Source organism: Bacillus sp. AR13-1, from assembly GCF_008042285.1.
Lineage (GTDB): Bacteria > Bacillota > Bacilli > Bacillales > Bacillaceae_G > Bacillus_A > Bacillus_A mycoides.
In genome coordinates this window covers 180,593-206,922 of record NZ_QNUA01000007.1, presented here as the reverse complement: position 1 = coordinate 206,922, position 26,330 = coordinate 180,593, and the positions used below count along the sequence as shown (strand labels likewise).

Sequence of the window (26,330 nt, the reverse complement as noted above, 5' to 3'; positions counted from 1 at the left end):
ATGAAAAAAGAGAGAAAACCTAAAATTGTTATCATGGGAGGTGGAACTGGACTTTCTGTTTTATTAAGGGGATTAAAACAATATCCTGTTGATATTACAGCAGTTGTAACAGTAGCCGACGATGGAGGCAGTTCAGGTAGACTACGTGATGAGCTAGAAATTCCACCTCCAGGTGATATTCGTAACGTACTTGTTGCGTTATCGGATGTAGAACCATTAGTGGAGGCTTTATTTCAGCACCGTTTTACAACTGGAGACGGACTGAAAGGGCATGCGTTAGGAAATTTACTATTGGCAGGTATGACTTCGATTACAGGAGACTTTTACCACGCGATTACGGAAACGAGTAAAGTATTAAATGTCAGAGGACGTGTATTACCAGCAGCGAATCAAAGTGCGGTACTTCATGCAGAATTAGAAGATGGAGAAATTGTAACAGGTGAATCAAAGATTCCTCATTTCGGGAAGAAGATTAATCGTGTCTTTTTAACTCCAGAAGATGTAGAACCGTTATGTGAAACGTTGACGGAAATTAAACGAGCTGATTTGCTTGTTTTCGGTCCAGGAAGTCTGTACACAAGTATATTACCGAATTTAGTTGTTAACAAAATTGGAGACGCTGTTCTTGCTGCAAAAGCGAAGAAGGTATATGTATGTAATGTTATGACGCAAGCGGGCGAAACGAAGGGTTATACTGCATTTGATCATGTGCAGGCGTTACATGATCATTTAGGTAAACCATTTATCGACACTGCGATTGTAAATAATCGTGATATTCCTCGTGAATTACGTAAGTTATATGAGGAAGAGATGTCGGAACCAGTTGCACTGGATACAAATCGTTTTGCTGAACATAATATCGAAATTATTCAAGATAGATTAGCGAAATATGATGATCGTGTTGTAAGACATGATACATTAAAGTTAGCTTCTATTTTATATTCATTGTTATAAATGTGCGTTGCCTCATTTGAGGTAACGCTCCTCATTCATATAGGACAAGATTTTTGTTCCAAAGTAATAGTATAAGGAGGTGTTGACTGTGTCATTTGCATCAGAAACAAAGAAAGAGTTGACCAACCTTGAAATGAAGGAATGCTGCGAGAAATCAGAATTATCGGCGTTGCTTCGAATGAACGGATCGCTTTCTTTTTCAAACCGTCGCCTATCTATCGATATTCAAACGGAAAATGCAGCAATTGCAAGAAGGATTTATACGCTTTTGAAAAAAGGATATGATGTGACGGTAGAATTACTTGTTCGTAAAAAAATGCGATTGAAGAAAAATAATGTATATATCGTGCGGCTTGTTGAGAAGTCTCGCGAAATATTAGCAGATCTTCACATTGTTCGAGATGACTTTTCGTTTATTCGAAATATATCACAGGAATTAATCGAGAAGAAATGTTGTAAACGATCGTATTTACGCGGTGCATTTTTAGCAGGTGGTTCAGTAAATAACCCAGAAACATCATCTTATCATTTAGAGATCTTTTCGTTATATAAGGAACATAATGATTCTATATGTGAACTGATGAACGGATTTGATTTAAATAGTAAGACGTTGGAAAGAAGAAAAGGGTACATTACGTATTTGAAAGAAGCTGAAAAAATTACAGAGTTTTTAAATATTATAGGTGCTCATAATGCACTTTTAAGATTTGAAGATATTCGAATTGTTCGCGATATGCGTAATTCAGTAAATCGTTTAGTTAACTGCGAAACAGCTAATTTAAATAAAACAATTGGTGCAGCGCTAAGGCAAATTGAGAACATCCGCTATATTGATGAGACGGTTGGGCTTGATATTTTGCCAGATAAATTAAGAGAAATTGCACAGTTACGAAGAGATTATCAAGATGTAACATTGAAAGAGTTAGGTGAGATGGTATCCGGGGGGAAAATTAGTAAATCGGGTATTAATCATCGTTTGCGTAAAATCGATGAAATTGCAGAGAAATTACGCGCGGGGGAAACAGTAGCAAAAAAATAAAAGGTTAAAGGGGAAATGGAGCTGTGGTTCAAAAACTGGTTAAAGTGGCATTAAAAAACGGCTTACAAGCACGTCCGGCTGCGTTGTTTGTACAAGAGGCAAATCGCTTTCATGCGGATATCTTCATCGAGAAAGATGGAAAGACAGTGAATGCAAAGAGCATAATGGGGATTATGAGCTTAGCAATCGGAACTGGTAGCATGATTACAATCACAACAGAAGGTTCAGATGCAGAAGAGGCTTTGGAAGCATTAACTGCATATGTACAATAAAGGGTTATCGCGAATGTGCGATAGCTTTTTTTATTTTTCTGTTTGTGGGGTGCGTGGTTGGTGTGGTAACGAATGGTCGGTGGGTATATAGCTGGTTCGCACTTGTCGGTAAGTCGATAAGTTGTGTCGAAACGCCGATATAATTTGAGTTGTGTTCGATATAATTGAAAAATCACCGATATATTGGATTAGATACTAGGTTGGGTATGTGATACCCTTGTACATAATAAAAAAAGCGCCCTGTAATAGGGCGCTTCCGCTTTTAAGTATTAACGATTTGTAAAGATCTTATCGATTAAGCCGTATTCTAGAGCTCTTTCTGCTGTCATGAAGTTGTCGCGGTCTGTGTCGCGTTGTAGAACTTCAAGTGGTTGACCTGTGCGGTCAGCAAGAATTTGGTTTAATTTTTCACGTAAGAATAGGATACGTTTTGCAGCGATTTCGATTTCAGTCGCTTGACCTTGTGCTCCGCCAAGTGGTTGGTGAATCATAACTTCACTGTTTGGAAGTGCGTAACGTTTTCCTTTTTCACCTGCTGCAAGTAAGAATGCACCCATAGATGCAGCCATACCGATACAGATTGTTGATACTTGTGGTTTAATAAACTGCATTGTATCGTAAATTGCCATACCAGCTGTGATAGAACCACCAGGGCTGTTGATGTAAATGTGAATATCTTTTTCTGGATCTTGAGATTCCAAGAATAAAAGCTGGGAAACGATTGAGTTTGCTACATTGTCATCAATTGCGCTACCAAGCATAATGATGCGATCCTTTAATAGTCGAGAGTAAATATCGTAAGCGCGTTCTCCACGATTTGTTTGTTCAATTACTGTAGGAATTAAATTCATCTGTTATTTCCTCCTTTAAAAGCTTTCTTAGTCTTATAATACAATTATGGTCAATGAAGGTCAAACGAAACCACTTTAAATCAAAAAATATGTAGTTGTATCATGATTTATTCGCTATGTTTTTAAAATTCCCTGCTTATGTATCTTCAACATCATAACCGAATTACATAAATTTAAACGTGATTAATGGTGTGGAAAAGGCAAAAGAACGCCTTTTGTATAGAAGCGTTCTTTCATTTTTTATTCTTTTAACAGATAGGTTACTTTATTTAAGATTTTCTCGATTTGTTTTGCGTTTTTACTATACATATCACTCGCTGATTTTGATTTCGTTTCTAAAGAGAATAATTCAAGATCAGCATTGCATTTCTTTAAGGATGCTAATAATAAAGGCTTGTTTTGAGGAGAAGGCATTTGGAGTTTATCATTATAGATGTCGATAGTAAGTTGTCCGTATGAATCAACTTGACCAAGAAAGACATTTTCAATGACAACACCGAGTTTTTCTAGCTCAGAATGTAACCAAGCGCGATTATGTCCGCTAGCAGAAAGAGGTTCATCTAGTACATTTCCATCCATAATAACAGTTTGCGGTTCTTTTTCGTTTGGCACTTTTAGGCTGATATCTTTTGCTGTAAGTGGTTGGCGATCTTTCTTTAATAATACATTTAATTCACCGCTCGGTTCTAGTACAGCAAATTCAACATCAGCTACGCTGAACGCATTTTTTCCTCTGAGAAGCTCAAGTAATTCATCACTTGTATACTTTTCTTTCTTTAAATTATCTTCAAGTATTTTGCCGTCTTTTATTAATACGGTAGATTTTCCTTCAAAAAAATCTCGAGCTGTTTTGTTCTTTAAAGAGAGGATTCCAGTGAAAAAAGGTACCACAGCGAAAATGAGTATCGCAAAGACGCCGTGGAAAAATTTTGAATCAAGCCCTGTAGATACTTGGGCAGCGATGTCACCGATTGTCATTCCGGCTATGTATTCAAAAAAGGAGAGCTGAGAGATTTGTCTTTTTCCTAACCATTTCGTAATAGCGAATAAAATAATTAATATGAATACAGAGCGAAGAATGACAAGTGTCCATTCCGGCAGGTGAGACATAGTCATTTCCTCCAGTCTACTTAAAACCCTTTATATTGAGGTTCTTCACGTTCTAATACTGAAACCCTATTCTGTAAATCAGCGATGATGCTGTCCATTTCTAACATACATTCATGAAATACACGTTTTGATTCCGCGTCCTGTGAATTTAGTGAAAGGGAGCTTAAACTTGCTTGAGCGCCCCTTACACTGGCAAGGCAGGTTTTAACGCTAGCGATAACTGTCATACGAACACCTTATCCTTTCGGTTTGAATAGCAATGCTCCAATGAAGCCGAAAATAATGGCAGCTGATACACCAGCACTCGTTACTTTAAACATGCCGGTAATAACGCCGACGATGCCATGTTTGGCTGCTTCCTCCATCGCGCCATGAACGAGGGCATTACCGAAACTTGTAATAGGTACAGTTGCCCCAGCGCCTGCAAAGTCGATTAATGGTTCATACAGATTGAATCCATCTAATATAGCTCCAGCAACAACGAGTGTTGCCATCGTATGAGCGGGGGTTAGTTTGCCGACATCAAACATAAGCTGTCCGATTACGCATATGAGTCCACCAATGACGAAAGCCCAGAAAAAAATCATTGCGTTGCACCTCCAAATTCAATCGAAACAGCGTGAGCGATACACGGAATCGTTTCTTCTTGTTGGAATGTAAGTGGAGATAGTAAAGCGCCTGTCGCAACGACAAGTATTTTTTTGAATTCTCCTCTTTTCATTCGGTTTAATAAATGTCCGTATACGACTGTTGCTGAACAGCCTGGACCACTTCCACCAGCTATGACAGGTTGACCTTCTCTATAAATGATGATTCCGCAATCTTGAAATTGCTCGCTCTTTACCTTTGTTCCGTGTTTATGTAGTAGGTCGTAAGCGATTTCGCGACCGACATGTCCAAGGTCACCTGTTACGATTAAGTCGTAATAAGAGGCATCAATTTGTCGTTCGCGTAAATGAGCTTCAATCGTATCGACAGCAGCTGGGGCCATCGCACCACCCATATTAAAAGGATCTGTTAGTCCCATATCAATAACTCGTCCAATGGTGGCCGATGTTACTTGTGGACCATATCCAGTGTCGCTTAAAATAGCCGCGCCTGCACCGGTCACTGTCCACTGAGCCGTAGGAGGTTTTTGACCACCATATTCAGTTGGATAGCGGAATTGTTTTTCTACCGCAGCGTTATGGCTTGATGCCCCAGTTAATAAATACTTTGCGCCTTTTGCATTTACGATACTTGCGCCGAGTGCTAAGCCTTCCATAGAGGTAGAACAGGCGCCGAATAAACCGAGATAAGGTGTTCCGAGTGTGCGACATGCAAAGCTCGTTGGAGTTATTTGGTTTATTAAATCCCCTGCGAGTACGAATTGAATATCGTCTTTACGGAGCTTTGCCTTTTCGGTAGCGCGGCTACAAGCTTCTTCAAATAAAATTTTATGCGCCTTTTCGTAAGAATCTTGTCCGAGCCATAAATCTTCATGCAGGGTATCGAAGTCTTCAGGAATTTTTCCATTTGCCTCAAATGGGCCACCGACTACACCTGTTGAGATGATAACTGGTTTGTTTTCGAATACCCATGTTCGGTGTCCTTGTAACATTTACAGCCCTCCCCATTGAAAGAGAATCGTTTTAATAAGAGCGATGACAAAAGCTGAAAATACGCCAAATAAGATGACCGATCCTGCTAGTTTAAACATGTTACCACCAACGCCGAGAACGAACCCTTCTGTACGGTGTTCAATACATGCGGCAATAACAGAGTTACCAAATCCAGTAACGGGAACTGCGGTACCAGCACCAGCAAATTGTCCGAGGCGATCGTAGACGCCAAATCCCGTCAGTAGCATGGAGATAAAAATAAGAGTTGCAACGGTAGGGTTCCCGGCAGATCTTTCAGTGAAATCAAAGTACGTAATATAAAAGGTGGAAATCAGTTGGCCTATTAGACAAATTAATCCCCCGACGAAAAAAGCTTTCATACAATTTTTTAAAACGGGGCGCTTCGGTTCGCGCTGTTGTTCGAATTTTTTATATTCTTGTTGCACAGGTGTTAAATTTTTATCTTTACTAGACATTTGAATCCTTCCTTCTCTTTTAGAAAGCTTAAATATTAGATCCCATTTCTGATTGAATGAGTTTTAACTGTTCTTTAATGTCATCCTTACTCACTTTCTTTTTCTTAATTTTGTTTTCAAGTTCTTCTATGAGCATAAAAATCTTTTTGTCTGTACTTACACGAATATCGAAAGTAGGGTTTTCATCACTTAGCTTCTTTTTTAATTTACTTCGTAAAGGTTTTAAACCAAATCTTTCGTGATGTTCAGGTTTAACGGCTATGTAAAGATCTAAATTTGTATTAACTGCGGTAGCTTCTATAATTCCCTCCATAGCAAGAGCTTTTTTCTTAGCGTCTTGCGATATAGATTGATTAAAGGATTCTGTACTCATTTTTGTTAATTTAGGGCCCTTTTTCTCATCTGCTCGCTTAGCTTCTTCTTTCTTTACTTTTTTATCTAACGGGCTATTATCACATCCGGTAAGTGAACCGAATAGGAGCATAAATAACGCGGTTATGATTCCAAGTTTTCGCATTATAATCATTCCATTTCTATTGCATTATGTAATTTGAGAAAAAAGGATGATTGCATATCACCCTTTTTCTCAAATTGTGTACCATTAGATACAATGGCACCTTTGGTTATTGCTGTGTGTATTGTGGTTCTTCTTGCTGGACTTCTTCAACACGCGGGTTTAAAGAATCGATAATTGTTTGTGTTTGCTGCGCAGCTGTTTGGAAAAGTTGCTTTGCTTGTTGGTTATCCGTATCAAGAGCGAATCCCTCTAAGCTAGCTTGTGCACTTTTTAATCCAGAAACAGTTTGCTTTAGTTTTGTAATTACAGTCATTGAATGAAGCCCCCTTTGGAATATCAATTCAAAGATTATAATTTGTGAGTTGGGGTGAATTTATGATTGGAAAATTTAGGTTTTTGAAGTTAAAGCTTTGATTCAAGCGTCAATGAATTCTGTGTTATAGTGGCGCTTTATAAGATGGAAGAGGATAATATGTAATTCATGATGTAGGTATGTTACCTGTTGAAGATTAAAAAGTAACTGAAAATTACATGAGGTTAAATTTCTAATTATTCACAAAAAACATATCAATAAAATATATATTTCTATTCTTGTAGTTATTTTTAATTTAAAATAAAATTTTCTTGTATAGTAAAAAAAAGGATGTGTTCAGTTTTAAAAAAATAATATCTTCATTATCTTATTCGTTCAATCGAAGTCATTCACGAAAGAAGAACGTTATTAAATCAACGTTTCTTTTAATGCATAAAACATTTACGAATTGTTTTGTTCATCGAAAGTCTTGCGAATTCTTTTAAATCAACGTTTAGAAGAGAAAGTCGAAAGTAACAAAAGTCATTTATGTTGTATTCGTCATTCATCAAAATGAATACGCTATTCACCACAAGCCAACCCAAACGAAAATTTTCCGAACCCTCCAAGCCACCCCGCTGAGCCGTCGCAGGAGTCCCTTAGAGATAGTATTTGTGATTTTTGAATCAGGGGGTTGATCTCTCGCGAAGTCCTGACGCAGCCCAGCGAATTGTCTTTTACCCAATCCTCGCCGAGTTTCTACTATCAAAGAAAATAACGTTTCTAATGCGATTGGGCAGCCGTTATCGGAACTTACCCCCGACAGTGTGTTAAAATTAATCGAAGCGGAAAACGAGGATCTCCAATTGACTGAACGTGTGATCGGTTGGACAGTTTAAGAGGGTTGTATAAAAAGGGAGATGGCGCAAAGATGGTGAGATCAAAAGAGAATGATTTAACGGAGAAATTGGCAGAAGGTCACCGAGAATATGGTGACGGCAACTTTACAGTACAGAACATCGGTGATGAAACTAACCCGAATTGGACTGTCGTAAAAAATGTGAGGAAGGGATCGGCAGGCATTCGTGAAGGGGAAGATATATTTAGCCTGCGATCAAAATATATAAAATAGTGCGGAGATGGGCGGGCATCACTTCGCCTGTCTTTTTTTTATAGACTATATGCGAAAAGTGCGATGCCGAGAGATGCAATTCTAGACGATTAGATTTAATATGATGAAGTATGAGCTATGAGCCTATATGCGTTCTATTTCGATTTAAGTAGATTAAGGGGGAACGAAAGAAGGAAAACTGCGCGCTAAAGCTAGTGTAGAAGAGGTTTTTATGCTTGCGTATTAGGTTAGCGTCAGGATATAATATCCATATGTAAAGAAGCGAACGTCTACGTGTTGGTGTTCGTATCCTACGTGTAACTTTCGGTAAGAGCAAGTCGGAAGAAGACGGAGGCAAGCCGTTGATATTATCGTAATAATCATGCGCCCATAGCTCAGTCGGATAGAGCGGTGGTTTCCGGTACCACGTCTGCCGGGGGTTCGAATCCCTCTGGGCGCGTTATGTATTGTTGTTGTGATGTGTTCTATTTAAAAGTATTGAGTAAATAGCACATAATAGCGTGAAGAACGTGTTGAAAATTAATAGTAAATCTAAAGAAACCCCTTGTATGTGATTAGAAATAATCGTGTATAGGGGGTTTTTCGTTATGAAAAGAATTAAAGAGTGAAATGCAATTCAAATCAGAACAGATTTTAGCACTAAAAGAAATTGTAACGAGATATATTGCACAAGCGTATTGTTAAGTTGCTGAACGAAGATATGAAACGTAAGATAGTAGTGATTCACAAAGCAATAGGGACAGGCTAGCCGTCTTTGCCAGTAAGCTGAAGTTTAATAAAAGTGATCATCTTTCGTTGGCATTATCGGACTTTCTTGACCGTTATGAAGGGGAAGAAGAATGAAAAAAGGTTCTCGCAAGCTATTTGAAATAAAATCGTTTCTTACATGTATTGAAGAAGAGGAGTGCGGAGAAAAGGTCTATTATGTAACGATGGAACATCACAACAGTAGTGTGACTCGTCACAAGATAACGAAAGATGATGCATTCGAAATGTTAGTTGCGTATGCAAAAGGAATACCTGAAATCATGGAGGTCTTCATGGAAGATGAAAATTTCAATGAAGTTTATAAGATAACGGCATCGCTAGGTATTTATTGCAGTTAAGTAAAAAGTACATGTCATAAATGTTGTTCACTTGTAAGAATAGACCCTGGAAAAATAACTCAGAGGTAATCCAAGTCACAATTCGAAAATTACACAAAGCAGATAAACAAGAAAGTATCTTTATAGCAAATCGCAACGCTGTGAATTTGGTGCGTGTGGTACTCGTAGAGGATACGAACGGAATTAATCTATCAAATGAAAATGCGACAATGGTGAAGAAACGTGTAATATTCGATATGTACTCGCCATTGTAAAAAAGGTCTGAACTTACAAGTATAAGTTCAGACCTTTTTTATTATCACTTGTTATATCTAATAATAAGATTTACTATTAGTATGTGGTAATAACTTTTATGCGTTATTATTTTCTTTCAATATTATTCAAATTTAGGTTGTAAGATGTAAATCTCATTAATACATATAAATTAATAATATTTTGGAATGGGTGTCTGCGATAGGATTCTCCTTTTACCAAACTTATTGTACAATAGAAACAAGGGGGAGATTAGTTTGAAGGCAAGTCTTTTACAAGAACAAAGCTTACGTTTGGCAATGACACAAGAGTTAAGGCAAGCGATTACAATGCTCCAGTATAATGTACAAGAATTATCGGAGTTTTTGTATGAGCAATCGTTAGAGAATCCCCTTATTGAGTTAGGTGGTTTTGAGAGGGAGAAGAAAAAGAGCTCTAACACAAGTAAAAGTACCCGCAAACAAGTCGAGAATCAAATGGAAATCTACAGTGTGGATTCTACAACGATTCAGCAACATTTATTAAATCAACTACAGTATTATAAAATAGATGAAGAAGAGCGAAAAGCAGCTTCTTTCATTATTATGAACATGGATGGAAATGGTTATTTACAAGAAACAAATGAAGAGTTATCAGAGCTTCTTTCTGCGCCAATTGATGTAGTGGACTGTTCCGTGGAGCTTGTTCAATCGTTAGAGCCAGCAGGGGTAGGTGCGCGTAATATTCAGGAATGTCTATCAATCCAGTTGAAGCGCTTACAAAGAAGAAATGGGTTAGCGGAAGAAATTATAGATGATCATTTTAATTATTTCGTTAAGAAAGATTGGCGAAAGCTCGTTCAAGTGTTGAAGTGTACCAACGAGGAATTACAGGATGCGGTGAACTGTATTACATCATTGCAGCCGAAACCAGGTCTTGCATTTTCTTCTGATAAACCACTTTATATTGTGCCTGATATGGCGGTAAAAAAAGATGGCGATCATCTCGTTTTACAGATGAATGAGAGAAATATGCCAAGAATTGAAATTCACTCTGAGTATAGTGCGTTACTAAATAATAGTGAAAGTGAAGTGGCTTCTTACGTATCGGAGAAGTATCAGCATGTGCAATGGATTATGCGCAGTTTGAAACAGAGAAAACAAACACTCTTACAAGTGATGAATATTATTATGGAAAAACAGCATGATTTCTTCTGGGGAGGTCCAGAGTATTTAAAACCACTTGCATTAAAAGAGGTGGCGGAAGAGTTAGGTGTGCATGAGTCTACAATTAGTCGTGCAACGCGTAATAAATATGTGCAAACGCCGTACGGTTTATTTGAGATGAAATCATTCTTTAGTAATTCTATTTCTACGACGGAAGATGAGGCGGTTTCTACAAAGCGTGTGAAACAATTCATTCAAACGCTTGTTGGAGCAGAAAATAAGAAAAAGCCACTTTCGGATCAAAAGATTTCAAAATTATTAGAAGAAGAGCATGAAATCGTTATTTCTCGAAGAACGGTTGCGAAGTATAGAGAACAAATGCATATTCCTGCTTCGTCTCTAAGAAAAACAATTGGATAGGTGAAGAAGATGAAGGTTGTACTATATACAAAAAAAGATTGTGGTCTTTGCGTGAAGGCGAAACAAGTTTTAAAAGAAGTACAATATGAATATTCTTTTCAAATTGAGGAAATAGATATATATGAAGATAATGACCTTTTAGAGAAATACCATCTAATGATTCCTGTTGTAGAAATAGGCGGAAGACAAGTAGAATATGGTAACATTCACAAAGGTGTCATAATAAACTATATAAACAATGCAGTTAAGAGTTGAATAAGTTTCTGTCTCCTGTTACAATAATACACGTAGCAGGGATTATTTTTTTAACCTAAGTGGGACGGAAAATGTCACTACGGGACATAAAGTGACCACGAAGGGAAATGAACCGATGTAGTGAGGAGAAAAGATATGCGCTCATGGATTCAGAACACAAAAAAATTATTACCTGATCTGCTACCTGTTATGCAAACGAGAATGCAAGTGCTTCAGTACATTAGGCTTATGCAGCCGATTGGAAGAAGAAACTTATCTGCAAGTCTCGGTATGACAGAACGAGTATTGCGAAGTGAAGTTCAAGTTTTGAAAGAACAAAACTTAGTTCACGTCGCTTCTTCTGGAATGACTTTGACAGAAGAAGGAACAGCTTTAGTTCTTGCTTTGGAAGACTTTATGAAAGAAATTTCCGGGTTAAAGGTTTTAGAAAAACAACTTAAGGAAACATTAGACTTGGATGAAGTTTTCGTTGTCCCTGGTGATAGTGATGAATCACCTTGGGTCAAACTGGAGATGGGCCGTGCTTGTGTGACTTGTATAAAAGACCGTCTGACAGTGAATAATATCGTTGCTGTGGCTGGAGGAACTACGCTAGCTGCTGCTGCGGACATGATGCAACTTGATTGCAAAGATTTACATATGCTATTTGTCCCAGCACGTGGTGGAATTGGAGAAGGTGTCGAGTTAGAAGCCAATACCATTTGCGCCAAAATGGCACAAAATACGATGAGTAATTATCGCTTATTGTATGTTCCAGATCACGTTAGTAGCGAAGCATATGCGTCTATTGTAACCGAGCCCTCCGTGAAAGAAGTTCTTGAGTTGATTCGATCTTCCAATATCGTCATTCATGGAATTGGTGATGCGTTAACAATGGCACGTCGCAGAAATACTTCAGAAGCAGATTGGTTAAAGATTCAGGCAAGCGAAGCAGTTGGCGAAGCTTTCGGTTACTACTTTAATGAACAAGGAAATGTTGTTCATAAAGTAAGAACAGTTGGTATGCAACTTGAAGATTTACAACATGTATCTCACGTTGTCGCAGTCGCTGGAGGTTCTTCAAAAGCAAAAGCAATACAGGCTGTAATAAAGCAAGGGCACACTTCAATTCTAATTACAGATGAAGGTGCAGCAAAACAATTAACAAAGGGTATTACCCTTTAATATAATCCCCCAAGGAGGAAATTTAAATGACTAAAATTGGTATTAATGGATTTGGACGTATCGGACGTAACGTATTCCGCGCAGCTCTTAACAACTCTGAGGTAGAAGTAGTAGCAATCAACGACTTAACAGATGCTAAAACATTAGCTCACCTTTTAAAATATGATACAGTTCACGGAACTTTAAATGCAGAAGTATCTGCTAACGAAAACAGCATCGTTGTTAACGGTAAAGAAATTAAAGTTATCGCTGAGCGTGACCCAGCTCAATTACCATGGAGCGACTACGGAGTAGAAGTAGTAGTAGAATCTACTGGCCGTTTCACTAAAAAATCAGACGCTGAGAAACACTTAGGTGGATCAGTTAAGAAAGTTATCATCTCAGCTCCAGCTTCTGACGAAGATATCACTGTAGTTATGGGTGTTAACCATGAACAATACGATGCAGCTAACCACAACGTAGTATCTAATGCTTCTTGTACTACAAACTGTCTAGCTCCATTCGCTAAAGTATTAAACGAAAAATTCGGCGTAAAACGCGGAATGATGACAACAATTCACTCTTACACTAACGACCAACAAATCTTAGACTTACCACACAAAGATTTACGTCGTGCTCGTGCAGCAGCTGAAAACATGATCCCAACATCTACTGGTGCTGCTAAAGCTGTAGCATTAGTATTACCAGAACTTAAAGGTAAATTAAACGGCGGCGCTGTACGTGTTCCAACTGCTAACGTTTCTCTTGTTGACTTAGTTGTTGAACTTGACAAAGAAGTAACAGTTGAAGATGTAAACGCAGCATTCAAAGCAGCTTCTGAAGGCGAATTAAAAGGTATCCTTGGATACAGCGAAGAGCCATTAGTATCTATCGACTATAACGGATGTACAGCTTCTTCTACAATCGATGCATTATCTACAATGGTAATGGAAGGTAACATGGTTAAAGTACTTTCTTGGTACGATAACGAAACTGGTTACTCTAACCGCGTAGTAGATCTAGCTGCATACATGACTTCTAAAGGTCTTTAATTCTTAAGTATATAAGCAATCAATGACAAAACGAGGGAGAGGGTTTGTTCCCTCTCTCTCTTCTTTCGTTTTAGAAGCAAATGTGTTAAGCTTTTGAATGGGTTTTGTCAATCCTAACTAGTAGTCGGAGGGAAATCCAATGAACAAAAAATCAATTCGTGACGTAGATTTAAAAGGTAAGCGTGTATTTTGCCGCGTTGATTTCAACGTACCTATGAAAGAAGGCAAAATTACAGATGAAACTCGTATCCGTGCAGCTCTTCCTACAATTCAATATTTAATAGAGCAAGGTGCGAAAGTAATTTTAGCAAGTCATTTAGGCCGTCCAAAAGGTCAAGCAGTAGAAGAATTACGTCTTACTCCAGTAGCAGCACGTTTAGGCGAGCTTCTTGGTAAAGATGTTAAAAAAGCGGACGAAGCATTCGGACCAGTTGCACAAGAAATGGTTGCAGCAATGAACGAAGGCGACGTATTAGTTCTTGAAAACGTACGTTTCTATGCGGGCGAAGAAAAGAACGATGCAGAACTTGCGAAAGAATTTGCAGCTCTTGCTGATATCTTCGTAAACGATGCATTCGGTGCAGCTCACCGTGCTCACGCTTCTACAGCAGGAATCGCAGACTACCTACCAGCAGTATCTGGTTTATTAATGGAAAAAGAGTTAGATGTATTAGGTAAAGCACTTTCTAACCCAGAACGTCCATTCACAGCTATCATCGGTGGTGCGAAAGTAAAAGATAAAATCGGTGTAATTCGTCATCTATTAGACAAAGTAGATAACTTAATCATCGGTGGCGGACTTGCTTACACATTCGTTAAAGCATTAGGTCATGAAATTGGTCTATCTCTATGTGAAAACGACAAAATTGAACTAGCTAAAGAATTTATGCAACTTGCAAAAGAAAAAGGCGTAAACTTCTATATGCCAGTTGATGTTGTAATCACAGAGGAATTCTCTGAAACTGCAACAACTCAAATCGTTGGTATCGACTCTATCCCTTCTACATGGGAAGGCGTGGACATCGGTCCTAAAACACGTGAAATTTATGCAGATGTAATTAAAAACTCTAAGCTTGTTGTATGGAATGGACCAATGGGTGTATTCGAAATGACTCCATTCGCAGAAGGTACAAAAGCAGTAGGGCAAGCATTAGCAGATGCAGAAGATACATACTCTGTTATCGGCGGTGGTGACTCTGCAGCAGCTGTTGAAAAATTCGGTATGGCTGATAAAATGAGCCACATTTCTACTGGCGGCGGTGCGTCATTAGAATTCATGGAAGGTAAAGAACTTCCAGGTGTAGTTTGTCTTAACGACAAATAAGTAGCAGCCAAAGAAAAAGGACGGTGCAAAGCATGCGTAAACCAATTATCGCAGGTAACTGGAAAATGAATAAAACTCTATCTGAAGCAGTTAGCTTCGTAGAGGAAGTTAAAGGTCAAATCCCAGCAGCTTCAGCTGTTGATGCAGTAGTTTGTTCGCCAGCTCTATTCTTAGAGCGCTTAGTAGCAAAGGCTGAAGGAACTGACTTACAAGTAGGTGCACAAAACATGCACTTCGAAAAAAATGGTGCATTCACTGGCGAAATTAGCCCAGTAGCACTTAGCGACTTAAAAGTAGGCTACGTAGTACTTGGCCACTCTGAGCGTCGTGAAATGTTTGCTGAAACAGACGAGTCAGTAAATAAAAAGACTCTTGCAGCATTTGAACATGGTTTAACACCAATCGTTTGTTGTGGTGAGACTTTAGAAGAGCGCGAAAGCGGAAAAACATTTGATCTAGTAGCAGGTCAAGTAACAAAAGCACTTGCAGGTTTAACAGAAGAGCAAGTTAAAGTAACTGTTATCGCTTATGAGCCAATCTGGGCTATCGGTACAGGTAAATCTTCTTCTTCTGCAGATGCAAATGAAGTATGTGCGCACATCCGTAAAGTTGTTGCAGAAGCTGTTTCTCCAGAAGCTGCAGAAGCTGTTCGTATTCAATACGGCGGTAGCGTAAAACCAGAAAACATTAAAGAGTATATGGCACAATCTGACATCGACGGCGCTTTAGTTGGCGGTGCTAGCTTAGAGCCTGCTTCGTTCTTAGGTCTTCTGGGGGCGGTAAAATGAGAAAGCCAACAGCTTTAATCATTCTTGATGGTTTCGGACTACGTGAAGAAACTTACGGGAATGCTGTAGCACAAGCTAAGAAACCTAATTTTGATGGTTACTGGAACAAATTCCCTCACACAACGCTTACAGCTTCTGGTGAGGAAGTAGGTCTTCCAGAAGGTCAAATGGGTAACTCAGAGGTTGGTCACTTAAATATCGGTGCTGGTCGCATCGTATATCAAAGCTTAACACGCGTAAACGTTGCAATTCGTGAAGGTGAGTTCGATCAGAATGAAACTTTCCAAAATGCAATTAAAAGCGTGAAAGAAAAAGGTACTGCTCTTCATTTATTCGGTTTACTTTCTGATGGTGGTGTGCACAGTCACATGAACCATATGTTTGCTCTTCTTCGCTTAGCAGCAAAAGAAGGCGTGGAGAAAGTATATATCCATGCATTCTTAGATGGCCGCGATGTTGGACCACAAACAGCAAAAGGTTATATCGATGCAACAAATGAAGTAATTAAAGAAACAGGAGTAGGACAATTCGCGACTATCTCTGGTCGTTATTACTCCATGGACCGTGACAAGCGCTGGGATCGCGTAGAAAAATGTTACCGTGCTATGGTGAATGGTGAAGGCCCTACTTATAAATCAGCAGAAGAGTGTGTAGAAGACTCTTATGCAAATGGTATTCATGATGAATTCGTATTGCCGTCTGTAATTGTTAACGAAGATGACACGCCAGTTGCAACAATCAATAATGATGATGCAGTTATCTTCTATAACTTCCGTCCAGACCGTGCAATTCAAATTGCTCGTGTATTTACAAACGAAGACTTCCGTGAGTTCGATCGTGGTGAAAAAGTACCTCACATTCCTGAATTCGTTTGTATGACACATTTCAGTGAAACTGTAGATGGTTACGTGGCATTCAAGCCAATGAACCTTGATAACACATTAGGTGAAGTTGTTGCGCAAGCGGGATTAAAGCAACTTCGCATCGCGGAAACTGAAAAGTATCCGCACGTTACATTCTTCTTTAGCGGTGGTCGTGAGGCTGAATTCCCAGGAGAAGAGCGTATTTTAATTAACTCACCGAAGGTTGCAACGTATGACTTGAAACCTGAAATGAGCATTTATGAAGTAACGGACGCTTTAGTAAATGACATTGAAAATGATAAACATGATGTTATCATTCTTAACTTTGCAAACTGTGATATGGTTGGCCATTCTGGGATGATGGAACCAACAATTAAAGCAGTAGAAGCAACTGACGAATGTTTAGGAAAAGTTGTAGAAGCGATTCTTGCAAAAGATGGTGTAGCACTTATTACTGCTGACCATGGTAATGCCGATCAGGAGTTAACTGCTGAAGGTGGACCAATGACAGCTCATACAACTAACCCGGTTCCTTTCATCGTTACAAAAAATGATGTAGAGCTTCGTGAAGGTGGTATTTTAGGAGATATCGCCCCAACAATGCTTACACTTTTAAATGTGGAACAACCGAAAGAAATGACAGGTAAAACAATTATTAAATAATTTGCTTATATAAAAAGGAGAGAATTTATTATGTCAACAATTATTGATGTTTATGCTCGCGAAGTCCTTGACTCTCGTGGTAACCCAACTGTAGAAGTAGAAGTTTACACAGAAAGCGGCGCATTCGGACGCGCTATCGTACCAAGTGGTGCATCTACTGGTGAGCACGAAGCAGTAGAATTACGTGACGGTGACAAATCTCGTTACCTTGGTAAAGGTGTTCTTAACGCAGTAAACAACGTTAACGAAGCAATCGCTCCAGAAATCGTTGGTTTCGACGTAACTGACCAAGCTGGTATCGACCGTGCTATGATCGAATTAGATGGCACTCCAAACAAAGGTAAACTAGGTGCTAACGCTATCCTTGGTGTATCTATGGCAGTAGCTCACGCAGCAGCTGACTTCGTAGGTCTTCCATTATACCGTTACCTTGGTGGATTCAATGCAAAACAATTACCAACTCCAATGATGAACATCATCAACGGTGGTTCTCACGCTGATAACAACGTTGACTTCCAAGAGTTCATGATCTTACCAGTTGGTGCTCCAACATTCAAAGAATCAATCCGTATGGGTGCTGAAGTATTCCATGCACTTAAAGCTGTATTACATGACAAAGGTCTTAACACTGCAGTAGGTGACGAAGGTGGATTCGCTCCAAACCTTGGTTCTAACCGTGAAGCATTAGAAGTAATCATCGAAGCTATCGAAAAAGCTGGTTACAAAGCTGGCGAGAACGTATTCTTAGGAATGGACGTTGCTTCTTCTGAGTTCTACAACAAAGAAACTGGTAAATATGACCTTGCAGGCGAAGGCCGTACTGGCTTAACTTCTGCAGAAATGGTTGATTTCTACGAAGAGCTTTGCAAAGACTTCCCAATCATCTCTATTGAAGATGGTTTAGACGAAAACGACTGGGATGGTCACAAATTATTAACTGAGCGTATCGGTGATAAAGTACAATTAGTTGGTGACGATTTATTCGTAACTAACACTCAAAAACTTGCTGAAGGTATCGAAAAAGGTATCTCTAACTCAATCTTAATTAAAGTTAACCAAATCGGTACTTTAACTGAGACTTTCGAAGCAATCGAAATGGCTAAACGTGCTGGTTACACAGCAGTTGTATCTCACCGTTCTGGTGAAACTGAAGATGCTACAATCGCTGACATCGCAGTTGCAACTAACGCTGGCCAAATCAAAACTGGTTCTATGAGCCGTACTGACCGTATTGCTAAGTACAACCAATTATTACGTATCGAAGACGAGCTAGGCGAAATCGCTGTTTACGCTGGTTTACAATCTTTCTACAATATCAAACGATAATTGTAGAAAATAACGACAGACCGTGAGAAATCACGGTCTGTTTTTTTTGCTAAAATTGTTCGTCTGTCATAAGTGACATGAAGTATTTAAAGAAGAGATTATAATCAAAATCGATAGCAATTTGCTGCGAGGGCCGATTGGTGAATGGGTTTGATCCTACTAAAGAGCGGAAATCACCGATGCTTGCTCCTTGAGCGTAAGACTCGGTCATGACGGTAATTGGTGATTTGTAGTAGGTAAACATAGAATTATCAAGTAAAGCTAATATCGGTATCGTGTCATGAAAAGGGCAGCCTTTTAATCGTGGTAAAATTTTTTCGTAATATCCATAGTAGTAATGATCGAATAGAGGTTTGACGAGAGAAGCCTTTCCTTTCGCCTCAATATATTCAGCCATATCAGGTGTAACGATGGAATACTGAGTTACATTTAACGGGTATATGTACATGTTGGATGCAGATTGTAATACAATGTTAGCCGCGATTGGATCGCCATAAAAATTCGCTTCTGATACGGGAGTTACATTACCTGGGTGCAGAAAGGAACCACCCATTACATAATAAGATTTAATTTGCTGCATTAAGTTTTTACATAAAATAAATAAAGCAGCTAGGGAAGTGAGTCGCCCTAAACTTACAATGATTAGTTCGTCTTTATACTGCTCGATAAGAGGGATAACTTCAAAAAAATTCTCCATTTCTCCGTTTTGTAACTTTTCATTTGGGATGATTGGCCCTAACCCTTCTTTACCGTGAATATTAGTAAAAAAAGCGGGTGGACCTCCATTGAGAGGACGGTCTGAACCACCAAATATTTTCATATCTCTATTTCTTGATTTTTGTTTAAGAAAATGAGCATTTTGTACGGCCATTTCTTTTGGAACATTGCCGTAATCAGCGACAATCCCAACAATTTCAATTTCATCGATAAAGAATGCGAGGAGGAGGGCTATCGCATCGTCGATTCCAGGATCACAAAAAATGAGAATTTTTTTAGACATACGTTCACCACCTATCTTTATATATATATGTGTGCTAGAGAGAAGGCAGAATAAAAATGGAGTGAAGGATTTTGTTTTATTAAAATAATAACCATCAAAATTCAGAAAATATAAACTTTATATATTAGGTCAAGGTTTTTGACGTAAATTACATTAGGAAACGCAGTCATATCAAGGGTGTAAGCGTATAATATAGTGGGTTTTCGTTGTCGATTTGATAAATTGCAGGTTTTTACAATTTATACTATGATAAGGATATTAACAGAAGATCGTATAAACATGAGGGATGATGAACATGAAACTTACAAAGATTCTTGTCCAAATTGCTGCTCTTTATGTATTTTATATCGTTGGAAATTGGGTGCAAGAAATGTTGAATCTTCCGATTCCAGGAAGTTTGATTGGGATGTTCCTCCTACTTGTTTTGCTTAGCCTAAAAGTACTTCCAGTGAAATGGTTTGATTTAGGAGCAGAAACACTCGTTGCTATTATGCCGTTTTTATTAATTCCGCCAACGCTTGGCTTAATGAATTACGGTGCTTTTTTTATGAGTAAAGGAATTTCCCTTTTCATTACAGTTGTAGCGAGTACGTTTTTAATTATTATTGTCGCAGGACATACAGGACAATATCTTGCGAATAGAAAGGAAAAAGAGACACAATGAGCCAAATATTAATCGGAATCGGTTGGGTTCTTTTTACGGTGCTATTATATCAATTATCTAAAAAAATCTACAAATTATTTCCAACACCATTTACCATTCCAATGCTTGTTGCAACAGGATTAATGGCTTTCTTATTTATAATGCTTGATATACCATATCAAAATTATATGGAAAGTGGTGGTGGCTGGATTGCGAAGCTATTAGGACCAGGTGTTGTAGCATTTGCAATCCCGCTTTATAAACAACGTCATGTTCTGCAAAAATATGTTGTACCAATTGCTGGTGGTGTATTAGTAGGTACAACAGTTGCTATTGCAAGTGATTTTGCTATCGCCACACTTATGGGAACAGATAAAAGCTTAATTTTATCTTCTTTACCAAAATCAGTGACAATGCCAGTTGCGATGAGTGTATCTGAACAAGTTGGTGGTGTCCCGTCCTTAACAGCGGCATTCGTCGTTATCGCAGGGATTACTGGAACGATTTCAGGACCAATTTTATTAAAATGGAGCCGTGTTACAAACTCAGTTGGTAAAGGGATTGGCTTTGGATGTGCGTCTCATATTATGGGTGTTATGAGAGCGATGAAAAATAATGAGCATGAAGGTGTTATTGGATCGGTAACAATGACATTAACAGCAATTTTGACATGTTTGCTTGGACCGTTATTCGCAATGATGTTCATGTAATAGAAGAAAAGCGAGAGCGATTCTATAGCTCTCGCTTTTCTATAGGATTTATGCTACATTTAAAATAACTGAATCTTTGTAGGAGGTACGCCAAGTGCATACGTTATTATCAGTTTTACTTATTATTGTATCGATTTTAATGATTGTTATGGTACTTATGCAGTCTAGTAATAGCTCAGGCCTTTCAGGCGCTATTTCAGGTGGTGCAGAGCAATTGTTTGGTAAGCAAAAAGCACGTGGAATTGAAGCGGTATTAAACCGTGTTACAGTTGTCTTAGCTGTACTATTCTTCGTACTAACAATTGGTGTTACGTACTTAAATTTATAAAATTAAAAGAAGAAGCGTTAGCGGATTATGCTAATGGTTCTTCTTTTTTTGATTTGTTATTCAAAAAAAGTTTCTAATTAGATTATAGAATTATAAATATGGTACACTAAGAATAGAAAGAATACGACTAGATTACAGAAGAGAAAGAGGAGAAGTACATGATGAAATTAGCATCTCCGAAACCATTTACATTTGAAGGTGGAGACCGCGCTGTTTTATTATTACATGGATTCACAGGGAACTCAGCTGACGTACGCATGCTAGGGCGTTTCTTAGAGAAGAAAGGCTATACTTGTCATGCGCCAATTTACAAAGGACACGGTGTACCACCAGAAGAGCTTGTTCATACAGGCCCTGAAGACTGGTGGAAAGATGTAATGAATGCCTACCAGCATTTAAAAGATCAAGGTTACGAGAAAATAGCTGCGGTTGGATTATCATTAGGCGGAGTATTCTCATTAAAACTTGCTTATACATTACCGATTTTAGGTGTTGTACCAATGTGTGCACCGATGTACATTAAAAGTGAAGAAATTATGTACCAAGGTATATTGGCATATGCCCGCGAATATAAAAAGCGTGAGCAAAAATCACCAGAACGAATTGAGCAGGAAATGTTTGAATTTAAACAGACACCAATGAATACATTAAAAGCATTACAGGAGTTGATTCGTGACGTACGCAATAATGTTGATATGATTTATGCTCCAACATTCGTTGTACAAGCACGTCATGATGAGATGATTAATACAGATAGTGCTAACATTATTTATAACGGTGTAGAATCTACGTTAAAAGACATTAAATGGTATGAAGACTCTACGCATGTCATTACACTTGATAAAGAACGTGATGTGCTACATGAGGATGTATATAACTTCTTGGAGCAACTAGATTGGTAAGGTCTAGTTGCCTCTTTTTTTCATAAGGGAATTTTTATCCCGCTATTTGTGGGCTAATAATCAGTGGGGACGGACAAAAAACCACTGGTTAAAGTTACACTTTATGAAAGCTGTAAAAAATCATTGGGAGATGATTAAAGTTTCACTTTATACATCCCCCATCTTTCGGATACACTAAATAATATAAGGGTTTAAAGGAGGTATTTCTGCTTGGAAGAAATCATGCAAGAACATATTGATAAGTTGTTATTATTTATGAGGGAAGAAGCGTATAAACCGTTAACGATACAAGAATTAGAATCGGCATTTGGAATCGAAGGCTCTGAGGGCTTTAAAGATTTCGTAAAGGCACTTGTAATGATGGAAGAGAAGGGGCTTGTTATCCGCACACGTAGTAACCGCTACGGTCTTCCAGAAAAAATGAATTTAGTACGCGGTAAATTAATTGGGCACGCACGTGGTTTTGCGTTCGTTGTTCCAGAAGAGAAGAAAACAGGAGATGATGATCTTTTCATCCCGCCGACAGAATTAAATGGTGCACTTCATGGTGATACAGTATTAGCACGTGTTAGCGCACAATCAAGTGGATCACGCCAAGAAGGCGCGATTGTTCGTATTTTAGAGCGTGGAACGAAGGAACTAGTTGGTACATATACAGAGTCAAAGAACTTTGGATTTGTTATACCTGATAATAAACGCTGGACAAGTGACATTTTTATCTTGAAAAGTGCATCTATGGGCGCTGTAGAAGGTCATAAAGTAGTTGTGAAAATTACGGGCTACCCAGAGAACCGTTTAAGCGCAGAAGGTGAAGTTATTCAAATTCTAGGTCATAAAAATGACCCAGGAGTAGATATTTTATCTGTCATTCATAAACATCATTTACCTTTAGCATTCCCTGAAGAAGTGATGGAGCATGCAAACAGTGTACCAGAAACGATTTCAGAAGAAGATATAAAAGATCGTCGTGATTTACGTGATCAAATGATTGTTACAATTGATGGTGCGGATGCGAAAGACTTAGATGACGCTGTTACAGTAACGAAGCTTGAGAACGGTAACTATAAGCTTGGCGTTCATATTGCGGATGTAAGTCATTACGTTCAAGAAGGTTCTCCAATTGATGTTGAAGCAGCAGAGAGAGCAACGAGTGTATATCTTGTAGACCGTGTAATTCCGATGATTCCGCATCGTTTATCAAACGGTATTTGTTCATTAAATCCGAAAGTAGACCGTCTGACACTATCTTGTGAAATGGAAATCAACAATCTAGGTGATGTTGTAAAACACGAGATTTTCCAAAGTGTAATTAAAACGACAGAGCGTATGACGTATGCTGACGTAAGAAGCATTTTAGAAGATGAAGACGAAGCACTAATTGAACGTTACGAGCCGCTAGTACCAATGTTTAAAGAAATGGGGCAGTTAGCACAAATTTTACGTGAAAAACGTATGCGCCGTGGTGCGATTGACTTTGACTTTAAAGAAGCGAAAGTACTAGTAGATGAAGAAGGAAAACCGACTGATGTTGTAATGCGTGATCGTTCTGTATCAGAGAAGTTAATTGAAGAGTTTATGCTTGTTGCGAACGAAACAGTAGCGGAGCATTTCCACTGGATGAACGTACCGTTTATGTACCGTGTCCATGAAGATCCGAAAGAAGATAAGCTTGAGCGTTTCTTCGAGTTTGTAACAAACTTCGGATATGCAGTAAAGGGACGTGCGAATGAAATACACCCTCGTGCATTGCAGCAAATTCTTGAAATGGTTCAAGGTCAGCCGGAAGAAATAGTCATTTCAACAGTTATGCTTCGTTCTATGAAGCAAGCACGTTACGATTCGAACAGCTTAGGACATTTTGGTTTATCAACTGAGTTCTACACGCATTTCACATCGCCAATTCGTCGTTACCCAGATACGATTGTTCATAGATTGATTCGTGAATACATCATTAATGGTAAAGTAGACAACGAAACGCAAGCGAAATGGCGTGAAAACTTACCTGAGATTGCAGAGCACTCTTCTAATATGGAACGCCGTGCTGTTGAAGCAGAGCGTGAAACAGACGAAATGAAAAAAGCAGAGTATATGGTCGATAAGATCGGTGAAGAGTATGACGGTATGATTAGCTCTGTAACAAACTTCGGCTTATTCGTAGAGCTTCCAAATACAATTGAAGGTCTTGTACACGTTAGCTATTTAACAGATGATTACTACCGTTATGACGAAAAACATTTTGCGATGATCGGAGAACGTACAGGTAACGTATTCCGCATCGGTGACGAAATTACAATTCGTGTTATTAACGTAAATAAAGACGAGCGTGCAATCGACTTTGAAATCGTTGGCATGAAAGGCACACCTCGTCGTAAGTTCAAAGATCGTCCAGTTGTGATTGAACAGCCAAGAACAGGCAGAAAGAAACGCGGTGGACGTAGCGAACGTAGTAATGAGCGCGGTGGTGAACGCGGCACAGGAAGAAAGTTTGATCGTGGTGGACAAGGAAAAGGAAAAGCATCTGCATCTGCATCCACATCCGCTAGTCAGCCAGGGAAAAAAGATGGTAATAGTAATGGTAAGAAGAAAAAAGGATTCTTTGAAAATGTACCAGGATTCAAGAAGAAAAAGAAAAAGCGCAAGTAAGAAAAGAGTGGCTTCGCCTTACATTCTGAGCGAGCCACTTTCGCTTTTTGTTGAATCCAGCTACAGTGGCTAGAATGTTCGGTGGCTTCGCTTCTTTCCAGGAGGCAAAGAGCGCCTCAAGGTCAGAAGCTCCATCCACCTCACATTCTGAGCGAGCCACTTTCGCTTTTTGTTGAATCCAGCTACAGTGGCTAGAATGTTTGGTGGCTTCGCTTCTTCCCAGGAGGCAAAGAGCGCCTCAAGGTCAGAAGCTCCATCCACCTCACATTCTGAGCGAGCCACTTTCGCTTTTGGTTTACATTTGTTACAATAGTAAAAATAGAGGAGGGACGTTATATGCCAAAAGGTACAGGTAAGGTTATTGCGCAAAATAAAAAGGCATTTCATGATTATTTCATCGAAGAAACATACGAAGTAGGGCTTGTCCTTCAAGGAACGGAAATTAAGTCGATTCGCGCTGGACGCGTGAACTTGAAAGATGCGTTTGCACGTATACATAACGGTGAAGTATGGGTTCATAATATGCATATTAATACATATGAACAAGGGAATCGTTTCAATCACGATCCGCTACGTACAAGGAAGTTACTTCTTCATAAAAAAGAAATTGATAAGCTAGCAGGTTACGCAAAAGAAACAGGATATGCATTAGTTCCAGTTAGAATCTATTTGAAAAATGGATTTGCGAAAATGGCACTTGGTTTAGCAAAAGGTAAGAAGCAATATGATAAGCGTCACGATTTAAAAGAGAAAGAAGCTAAACGTGAAATTGCACGCGTGTTCCGTGATCGTCAAAAGATGTAATACAGATATTTACATTTGTAAAACGGCGCGCGTATGATATAATAACTTATGTAAGATTGTTGCACATTGAAAAACAGCTCTTAGTAGCTATCACGATATTTCTTCGTATGCTCCATTTTTATCATGGGGACGTTACGGATTCGACAGGGATAGTTCGAGCTTAGGTTGCGAGTCGAGGGGATCGGCCTCGTTAAAACGTCAAAGCCTATAATTGGCAAACAAAACAATCTTTCTTTAGCTGCTTAATTGCACTAAAGGTTCCTCCCTCCATCGTCCATGTGGTAGGGTAAGGGACTCAAACTAAGTGGACTACGCCGGAGTTCGCCGTCTGAGGGCGAAGGAAGAGAACAATCAGACTAGCAACTTGGAAGCCTGTCGATAGGCCGAAGAGTTCGCGAAATGCTAATATATCGACTACACTCGTAGAAGCTTAAGTGCCGATATTTTTGGACGTGGGTTCGACTCCCACCGTCTCCACCAATACATATTTGGTGGTTTTTTTATTTTGTATGTGATATGAACCATAAGTTTGCCGTTCCGGCAAGCTTATGGTTCTTTTTGTTTGCGGCAAACTTATGCTTCCAGGATTTGAAGAATATTTTTAATGTCGCTTTTAAATAAAGTCACGATGTTTATAAAAAAGACGCGATGTTTTCTCCCTTTGGATCTGTTTATCTAAAGGGGTGTTTTTATAGTGAAAAGAAGATTTGAACTGAAAG

The 26,330-nt window shown here is 38.8% G+C and carries 28 protein-coding genes, 1 tRNA gene and 1 other RNA gene; 21 read left to right on the top strand and 9 right to left on the bottom strand.

Going from position 1 to position 26,330, the window contains the following annotated elements; genetic code table 11:
- From DN408_RS05500 to DN408_RS05490, 3 genes are all read left to right on the top strand, one after another.
- Entirely contained in the window at nucleotides 1-954 is a 954-nt protein-coding gene (locus tag DN408_RS05500; RefSeq protein ID WP_002016083.1) for a gluconeogenesis factor YvcK family protein, read from the top strand.
- An 88-nt stretch (nucleotides 955-1,042) separates the two neighbouring features.
- Nucleotides 1,043-1,993, top strand: coding sequence for a DNA-binding protein WhiA (gene whiA / locus DN408_RS05495; RefSeq protein ID WP_002016082.1), 951 nt, complete (start codon nucleotides 1,043-1,045; stop codon nucleotides 1,991-1,993).
- A 23-nt stretch (nucleotides 1,994-2,016) separates the two neighbouring features.
- Nucleotides 2,017-2,265 carry an HPr family phosphocarrier protein gene (locus DN408_RS05490; protein WP_002016081.1) on the top strand — a complete coding sequence of 83 codons (249 nt, stop codon included), beginning with the start codon at nucleotides 2,017-2,019 and terminating at the stop codon, nucleotides 2,263-2,265.
- Between the two features lie 269 nt (nucleotides 2,266-2,534).
- Here the strand turns inward: DN408_RS05490 and clpP are convergent, their stop codons facing one another.
- The 8 genes from clpP to DN408_RS05450 form a co-directional block, all read right to left on the bottom strand.
- On the bottom strand, nucleotides 2,535-3,116 hold the full coding sequence (gene clpP, locus DN408_RS05485) for an ATP-dependent Clp endopeptidase proteolytic subunit ClpP (protein ID WP_001049163.1): 582 nt from the start codon (nucleotides 3,114-3,116) through the stop codon (nucleotides 2,535-2,537).
- A 240-nt stretch (nucleotides 3,117-3,356) separates the two neighbouring features.
- A complete protein-coding gene (locus DN408_RS05480) occupies nucleotides 3,357-4,226 on the bottom strand; it encodes a DUF421 domain-containing protein (RefSeq protein WP_002016080.1) in 870 nt (289 codons plus the stop codon).
- A 20-nt stretch (nucleotides 4,227-4,246) separates the two neighbouring features.
- Entirely contained in the window at nucleotides 4,247-4,453 is a 207-nt protein-coding gene (locus tag DN408_RS05475) for a DUF1657 domain-containing protein (protein ID WP_002167398.1), read from the bottom strand.
- A 9-nt stretch (nucleotides 4,454-4,462) separates the two neighbouring features.
- Nucleotides 4,463-4,813: a stage V sporulation protein AE gene (spoVAE, locus tag DN408_RS05470; RefSeq protein WP_000575919.1), complete on the bottom strand. Its 351-nt coding sequence runs from the start codon at nucleotides 4,811-4,813 to the stop codon at nucleotides 4,463-4,465.
- Nucleotides 4,810-5,826, bottom strand: coding sequence for a stage V sporulation protein AD (gene spoVAD / locus DN408_RS05465; RefSeq protein WP_000938981.1), 1,017 nt, complete (start codon nucleotides 5,824-5,826; stop codon nucleotides 4,810-4,812). Before spoVAD ends, spoVAE begins: the two co-directional genes overlap by 4 nt.
- Nucleotides 5,827-6,303 (bottom strand): stage V sporulation protein AC, encoded by a 477-nt coding sequence (gene spoVAC / locus DN408_RS05460; protein WP_002129887.1) that lies wholly within the window; start codon nucleotides 6,301-6,303, stop codon nucleotides 5,827-5,829.
- A 28-nt stretch (nucleotides 6,304-6,331) separates the two neighbouring features.
- Complete coding sequence (locus DN408_RS05455) at nucleotides 6,332-6,820, bottom strand: YhcN/YlaJ family sporulation lipoprotein (RefSeq protein WP_002167400.1); 489 nt, start codon at nucleotides 6,818-6,820, stop codon at nucleotides 6,332-6,334.
- Nucleotides 6,821-6,926: 106 nt separating this feature from the next.
- On the bottom strand, nucleotides 6,927-7,133 hold the full coding sequence (locus DN408_RS05450) for a DUF1657 domain-containing protein (RefSeq protein ID WP_000216167.1): 207 nt from the start codon (nucleotides 7,131-7,133) through the stop codon (nucleotides 6,927-6,929).
- A 910-nt stretch (nucleotides 7,134-8,043) separates the two neighbouring features.
- On the opposite strand from DN408_RS05450, the gene DN408_RS05445 reads away from it, so the two are divergent.
- The 11 genes from DN408_RS05445 to eno all read left to right on the top strand — a co-directional run bounded on the left by DN408_RS05445 (nucleotide 8,044) and on the right by eno (nucleotide 18,581).
- Nucleotides 8,044-8,244: a hypothetical protein gene (locus DN408_RS05445; protein ID WP_002129884.1), complete on the top strand. Its 201-nt coding sequence runs from the start codon at nucleotides 8,044-8,046 to the stop codon at nucleotides 8,242-8,244.
- 363 nt (nucleotides 8,245-8,607) lie between these two features.
- Nucleotides 8,608-8,683 (top strand) — tRNA-Arg (locus DN408_RS05440).
- A gap of 400 nt (nucleotides 8,684-9,083) precedes the next feature.
- The gene (locus DN408_RS05435; RefSeq protein ID WP_002143723.1) at nucleotides 9,084-9,350 is read left to right on the top strand and encodes a hypothetical protein; all 267 of its coding nucleotides are present in this window, start codon (nucleotides 9,084-9,086) and stop codon (nucleotides 9,348-9,350) included.
- Between the two features lie 509 nt (nucleotides 9,351-9,859).
- Nucleotides 9,860-11,167: an RNA polymerase factor sigma-54 gene (gene rpoN / locus DN408_RS05430; protein ID WP_002129881.1), complete on the top strand. Its 1,308-nt coding sequence runs from the start codon at nucleotides 9,860-9,862 to the stop codon at nucleotides 11,165-11,167.
- 9 nt (nucleotides 11,168-11,176) lie between these two features.
- Nucleotides 11,177-11,422: a glutaredoxin family protein gene (locus DN408_RS05425; protein WP_002089547.1), complete on the top strand. Its 246-nt coding sequence runs from the start codon at nucleotides 11,177-11,179 to the stop codon at nucleotides 11,420-11,422.
- A 135-nt stretch (nucleotides 11,423-11,557) separates the two neighbouring features.
- On the top strand, nucleotides 11,558-12,586 hold the full coding sequence (gene cggR, locus DN408_RS05420; RefSeq protein ID WP_002089545.1) for a gapA transcriptional regulator CggR: 1,029 nt from the start codon (nucleotides 11,558-11,560) through the stop codon (nucleotides 12,584-12,586).
- Between the two features lie 26 nt (nucleotides 12,587-12,612).
- Nucleotides 12,613-13,617, top strand: coding sequence for a type I glyceraldehyde-3-phosphate dehydrogenase (gap, locus tag DN408_RS05415; protein ID WP_002016071.1), 1,005 nt, complete (start codon nucleotides 12,613-12,615; stop codon nucleotides 13,615-13,617).
- A gap of 139 nt (nucleotides 13,618-13,756) precedes the next feature.
- Nucleotides 13,757-14,941 carry a phosphoglycerate kinase gene (locus DN408_RS05410; RefSeq protein WP_002016070.1) on the top strand — a complete coding sequence of 395 codons (1,185 nt, stop codon included), beginning with the start codon at nucleotides 13,757-13,759 and terminating at the stop codon, nucleotides 14,939-14,941.
- A gap of 32 nt (nucleotides 14,942-14,973) precedes the next feature.
- Nucleotides 14,974-15,729, top strand: a complete 756-nt coding sequence (tpiA, locus tag DN408_RS05405) for a triose-phosphate isomerase (protein ID WP_002016069.1) — start codon at nucleotides 14,974-14,976, stop codon at nucleotides 15,727-15,729.
- Nucleotides 15,726-17,255 carry a 2,3-bisphosphoglycerate-independent phosphoglycerate mutase gene (gene gpmI, locus DN408_RS05400; protein ID WP_050001007.1) on the top strand — a complete coding sequence of 510 codons (1,530 nt, stop codon included), beginning with the start codon at nucleotides 15,726-15,728 and terminating at the stop codon, nucleotides 17,253-17,255. The genes tpiA and gpmI overlap by 4 nt, the downstream gene beginning before the upstream one ends.
- A 30-nt stretch (nucleotides 17,256-17,285) precedes the next feature.
- Entirely contained in the window at nucleotides 17,286-18,581 is a 1,296-nt protein-coding gene (gene eno / locus DN408_RS05395) for a phosphopyruvate hydratase (RefSeq protein WP_002034740.1), read from the top strand.
- Between the two features lie 49 nt (nucleotides 18,582-18,630).
- Here eno and DN408_RS05390 read toward each other — a convergent pair whose 3' ends face one another.
- Complete coding sequence (locus tag DN408_RS05390) at nucleotides 18,631-19,581, bottom strand: nucleoside hydrolase (protein ID WP_002129879.1); 951 nt, start codon at nucleotides 19,579-19,581, stop codon at nucleotides 18,631-18,633.
- A 286-nt stretch (nucleotides 19,582-19,867) separates the two neighbouring features.
- On the opposite strand from DN408_RS05390, the gene DN408_RS05385 reads away from it, so the two are divergent.
- From DN408_RS05385 to ssrA, 7 genes are all read left to right on the top strand, one after another.
- A complete protein-coding gene (locus tag DN408_RS05385; protein WP_170935229.1) occupies nucleotides 19,868-20,245 on the top strand; it encodes a CidA/LrgA family holin-like protein in 378 nt (125 codons plus the stop codon).
- Nucleotides 20,242-20,934: an LrgB family protein gene (locus DN408_RS05380; protein ID WP_002129877.1), complete on the top strand. Its 693-nt coding sequence runs from the start codon at nucleotides 20,242-20,244 to the stop codon at nucleotides 20,932-20,934. Before DN408_RS05385 ends, DN408_RS05380 begins: the two co-directional genes overlap by 4 nt.
- 94 nt (nucleotides 20,935-21,028) lie before the next feature.
- Nucleotides 21,029-21,262, top strand: a complete 234-nt coding sequence (gene secG / locus DN408_RS05375; protein WP_002016062.1) for a preprotein translocase subunit SecG — start codon at nucleotides 21,029-21,031, stop codon at nucleotides 21,260-21,262.
- Between the two features lie 161 nt (nucleotides 21,263-21,423).
- A complete protein-coding gene (locus DN408_RS05370; protein WP_162836430.1) occupies nucleotides 21,424-22,164 on the top strand; it encodes an alpha/beta hydrolase in 741 nt (246 codons plus the stop codon).
- Between the two features lie 222 nt (nucleotides 22,165-22,386).
- Nucleotides 22,387-24,807: a ribonuclease R gene (rnr, locus tag DN408_RS05365; RefSeq protein WP_370458377.1), complete on the top strand. Its 2,421-nt coding sequence runs from the start codon at nucleotides 22,387-22,389 to the stop codon at nucleotides 24,805-24,807.
- Between the two features lie 336 nt (nucleotides 24,808-25,143).
- Nucleotides 25,144-25,611, top strand: coding sequence for an SsrA-binding protein (gene smpB, locus DN408_RS05355; RefSeq protein ID WP_002034685.1), 468 nt, complete (start codon nucleotides 25,144-25,146; stop codon nucleotides 25,609-25,611).
- Nucleotides 25,612-25,736: 125 nt separating this feature from the next.
- Nucleotides 25,737-26,091, top strand: a transfer-messenger RNA (tmRNA) gene (gene ssrA / locus DN408_RS05350).
- Nucleotides 26,092-26,330: the final 239 nt, after the last annotated feature.

Coding starts and splice junctions, on each gene's coding strand:
- DN408_RS05475 (WP_002167398.1), bottom strand. CDS start 4,453: ATGACAGTTATCGCTAGCGTTAAAACCTGCCTTGCCAGTGTAAGGGGC.
- spoVAD (WP_000938981.1), bottom strand. CDS start 5,826: ATGTTACAAGGACACCGAACATGGGTATTCGAAAACAAACCAGTTATC.
- cggR (WP_002089545.1), top strand. CDS start 11,558: ATGCGCTCATGGATTCAGAACACAAAAAAATTATTACCTGATCTGCTA.
- DN408_RS05385 (WP_170935229.1), top strand. CDS start 19,868: ATGATGAACATGAAACTTACAAAGATTCTTGTCCAAATTGCTGCTCTT.
- DN408_RS05445 (WP_002129884.1), top strand. CDS start 8,044: ATGGTGAGATCAAAAGAGAATGATTTAACGGAGAAATTGGCAGAAGGT.
- clpP (WP_001049163.1), bottom strand. CDS start 3,116: ATGAATTTAATTCCTACAGTAATTGAACAAACAAATCGTGGAGAACGC.
- gpmI (WP_050001007.1), top strand. CDS start 15,726: ATGAGAAAGCCAACAGCTTTAATCATTCTTGATGGTTTCGGACTACGT.
- DN408_RS05410 (WP_002016070.1), top strand. CDS start 13,757: ATGAACAAAAAATCAATTCGTGACGTAGATTTAAAAGGTAAGCGTGTA.
- smpB (WP_002034685.1), top strand. CDS start 25,144: ATGCCAAAAGGTACAGGTAAGGTTATTGCGCAAAATAAAAAGGCATTT.
- tpiA (WP_002016069.1), top strand. CDS start 14,974: ATGCGTAAACCAATTATCGCAGGTAACTGGAAAATGAATAAAACTCTA.
- spoVAE (WP_000575919.1), bottom strand. CDS start 4,813: ATGATTTTTTTCTGGGCTTTCGTCATTGGTGGACTCATATGCGTAATC.
- DN408_RS05455 (WP_002167400.1), bottom strand. CDS start 6,820: ATGCGAAAACTTGGAATCATAACCGCGTTATTTATGCTCCTATTCGGT.
- DN408_RS05435 (WP_002143723.1), top strand. CDS start 9,084: ATGAAAAAAGGTTCTCGCAAGCTATTTGAAATAAAATCGTTTCTTACA.
- DN408_RS05450 (WP_000216167.1), bottom strand. CDS start 7,133: ATGACTGTAATTACAAAACTAAAGCAAACTGTTTCTGGATTAAAAAGT.
- DN408_RS05480 (WP_002016080.1), bottom strand. CDS start 4,226: ATGTCTCACCTGCCGGAATGGACACTTGTCATTCTTCGCTCTGTATTC.
- DN408_RS05425 (WP_002089547.1), top strand. CDS start 11,177: ATGAAGGTTGTACTATATACAAAAAAAGATTGTGGTCTTTGCGTGAAG.
- rnr (WP_370458377.1), top strand. CDS start 22,387: ATGCAAGAACATATTGATAAGTTGTTATTATTTATGAGGGAAGAAGCG.
- eno (WP_002034740.1), top strand. CDS start 17,286: ATGTCAACAATTATTGATGTTTATGCTCGCGAAGTCCTTGACTCTCGT.
- DN408_RS05380 (WP_002129877.1), top strand. CDS start 20,242: ATGAGCCAAATATTAATCGGAATCGGTTGGGTTCTTTTTACGGTGCTA.
- DN408_RS05500 (WP_002016083.1), top strand. CDS start 1: ATGAAAAAAGAGAGAAAACCTAAAATTGTTATCATGGGAGGTGGAACT.
- DN408_RS05370 (WP_162836430.1), top strand. CDS start 21,424: ATGAAATTAGCATCTCCGAAACCATTTACATTTGAAGGTGGAGACCGC.
- DN408_RS05390 (WP_002129879.1), bottom strand. CDS start 19,581: ATGTCTAAAAAAATTCTCATTTTTTGTGATCCTGGAATCGACGATGCG.
- spoVAC (WP_002129887.1), bottom strand. CDS start 6,303: ATGTCTAGTAAAGATAAAAATTTAACACCTGTGCAACAAGAATATAAA.
- gap (WP_002016071.1), top strand. CDS start 12,613: ATGACTAAAATTGGTATTAATGGATTTGGACGTATCGGACGTAACGTA.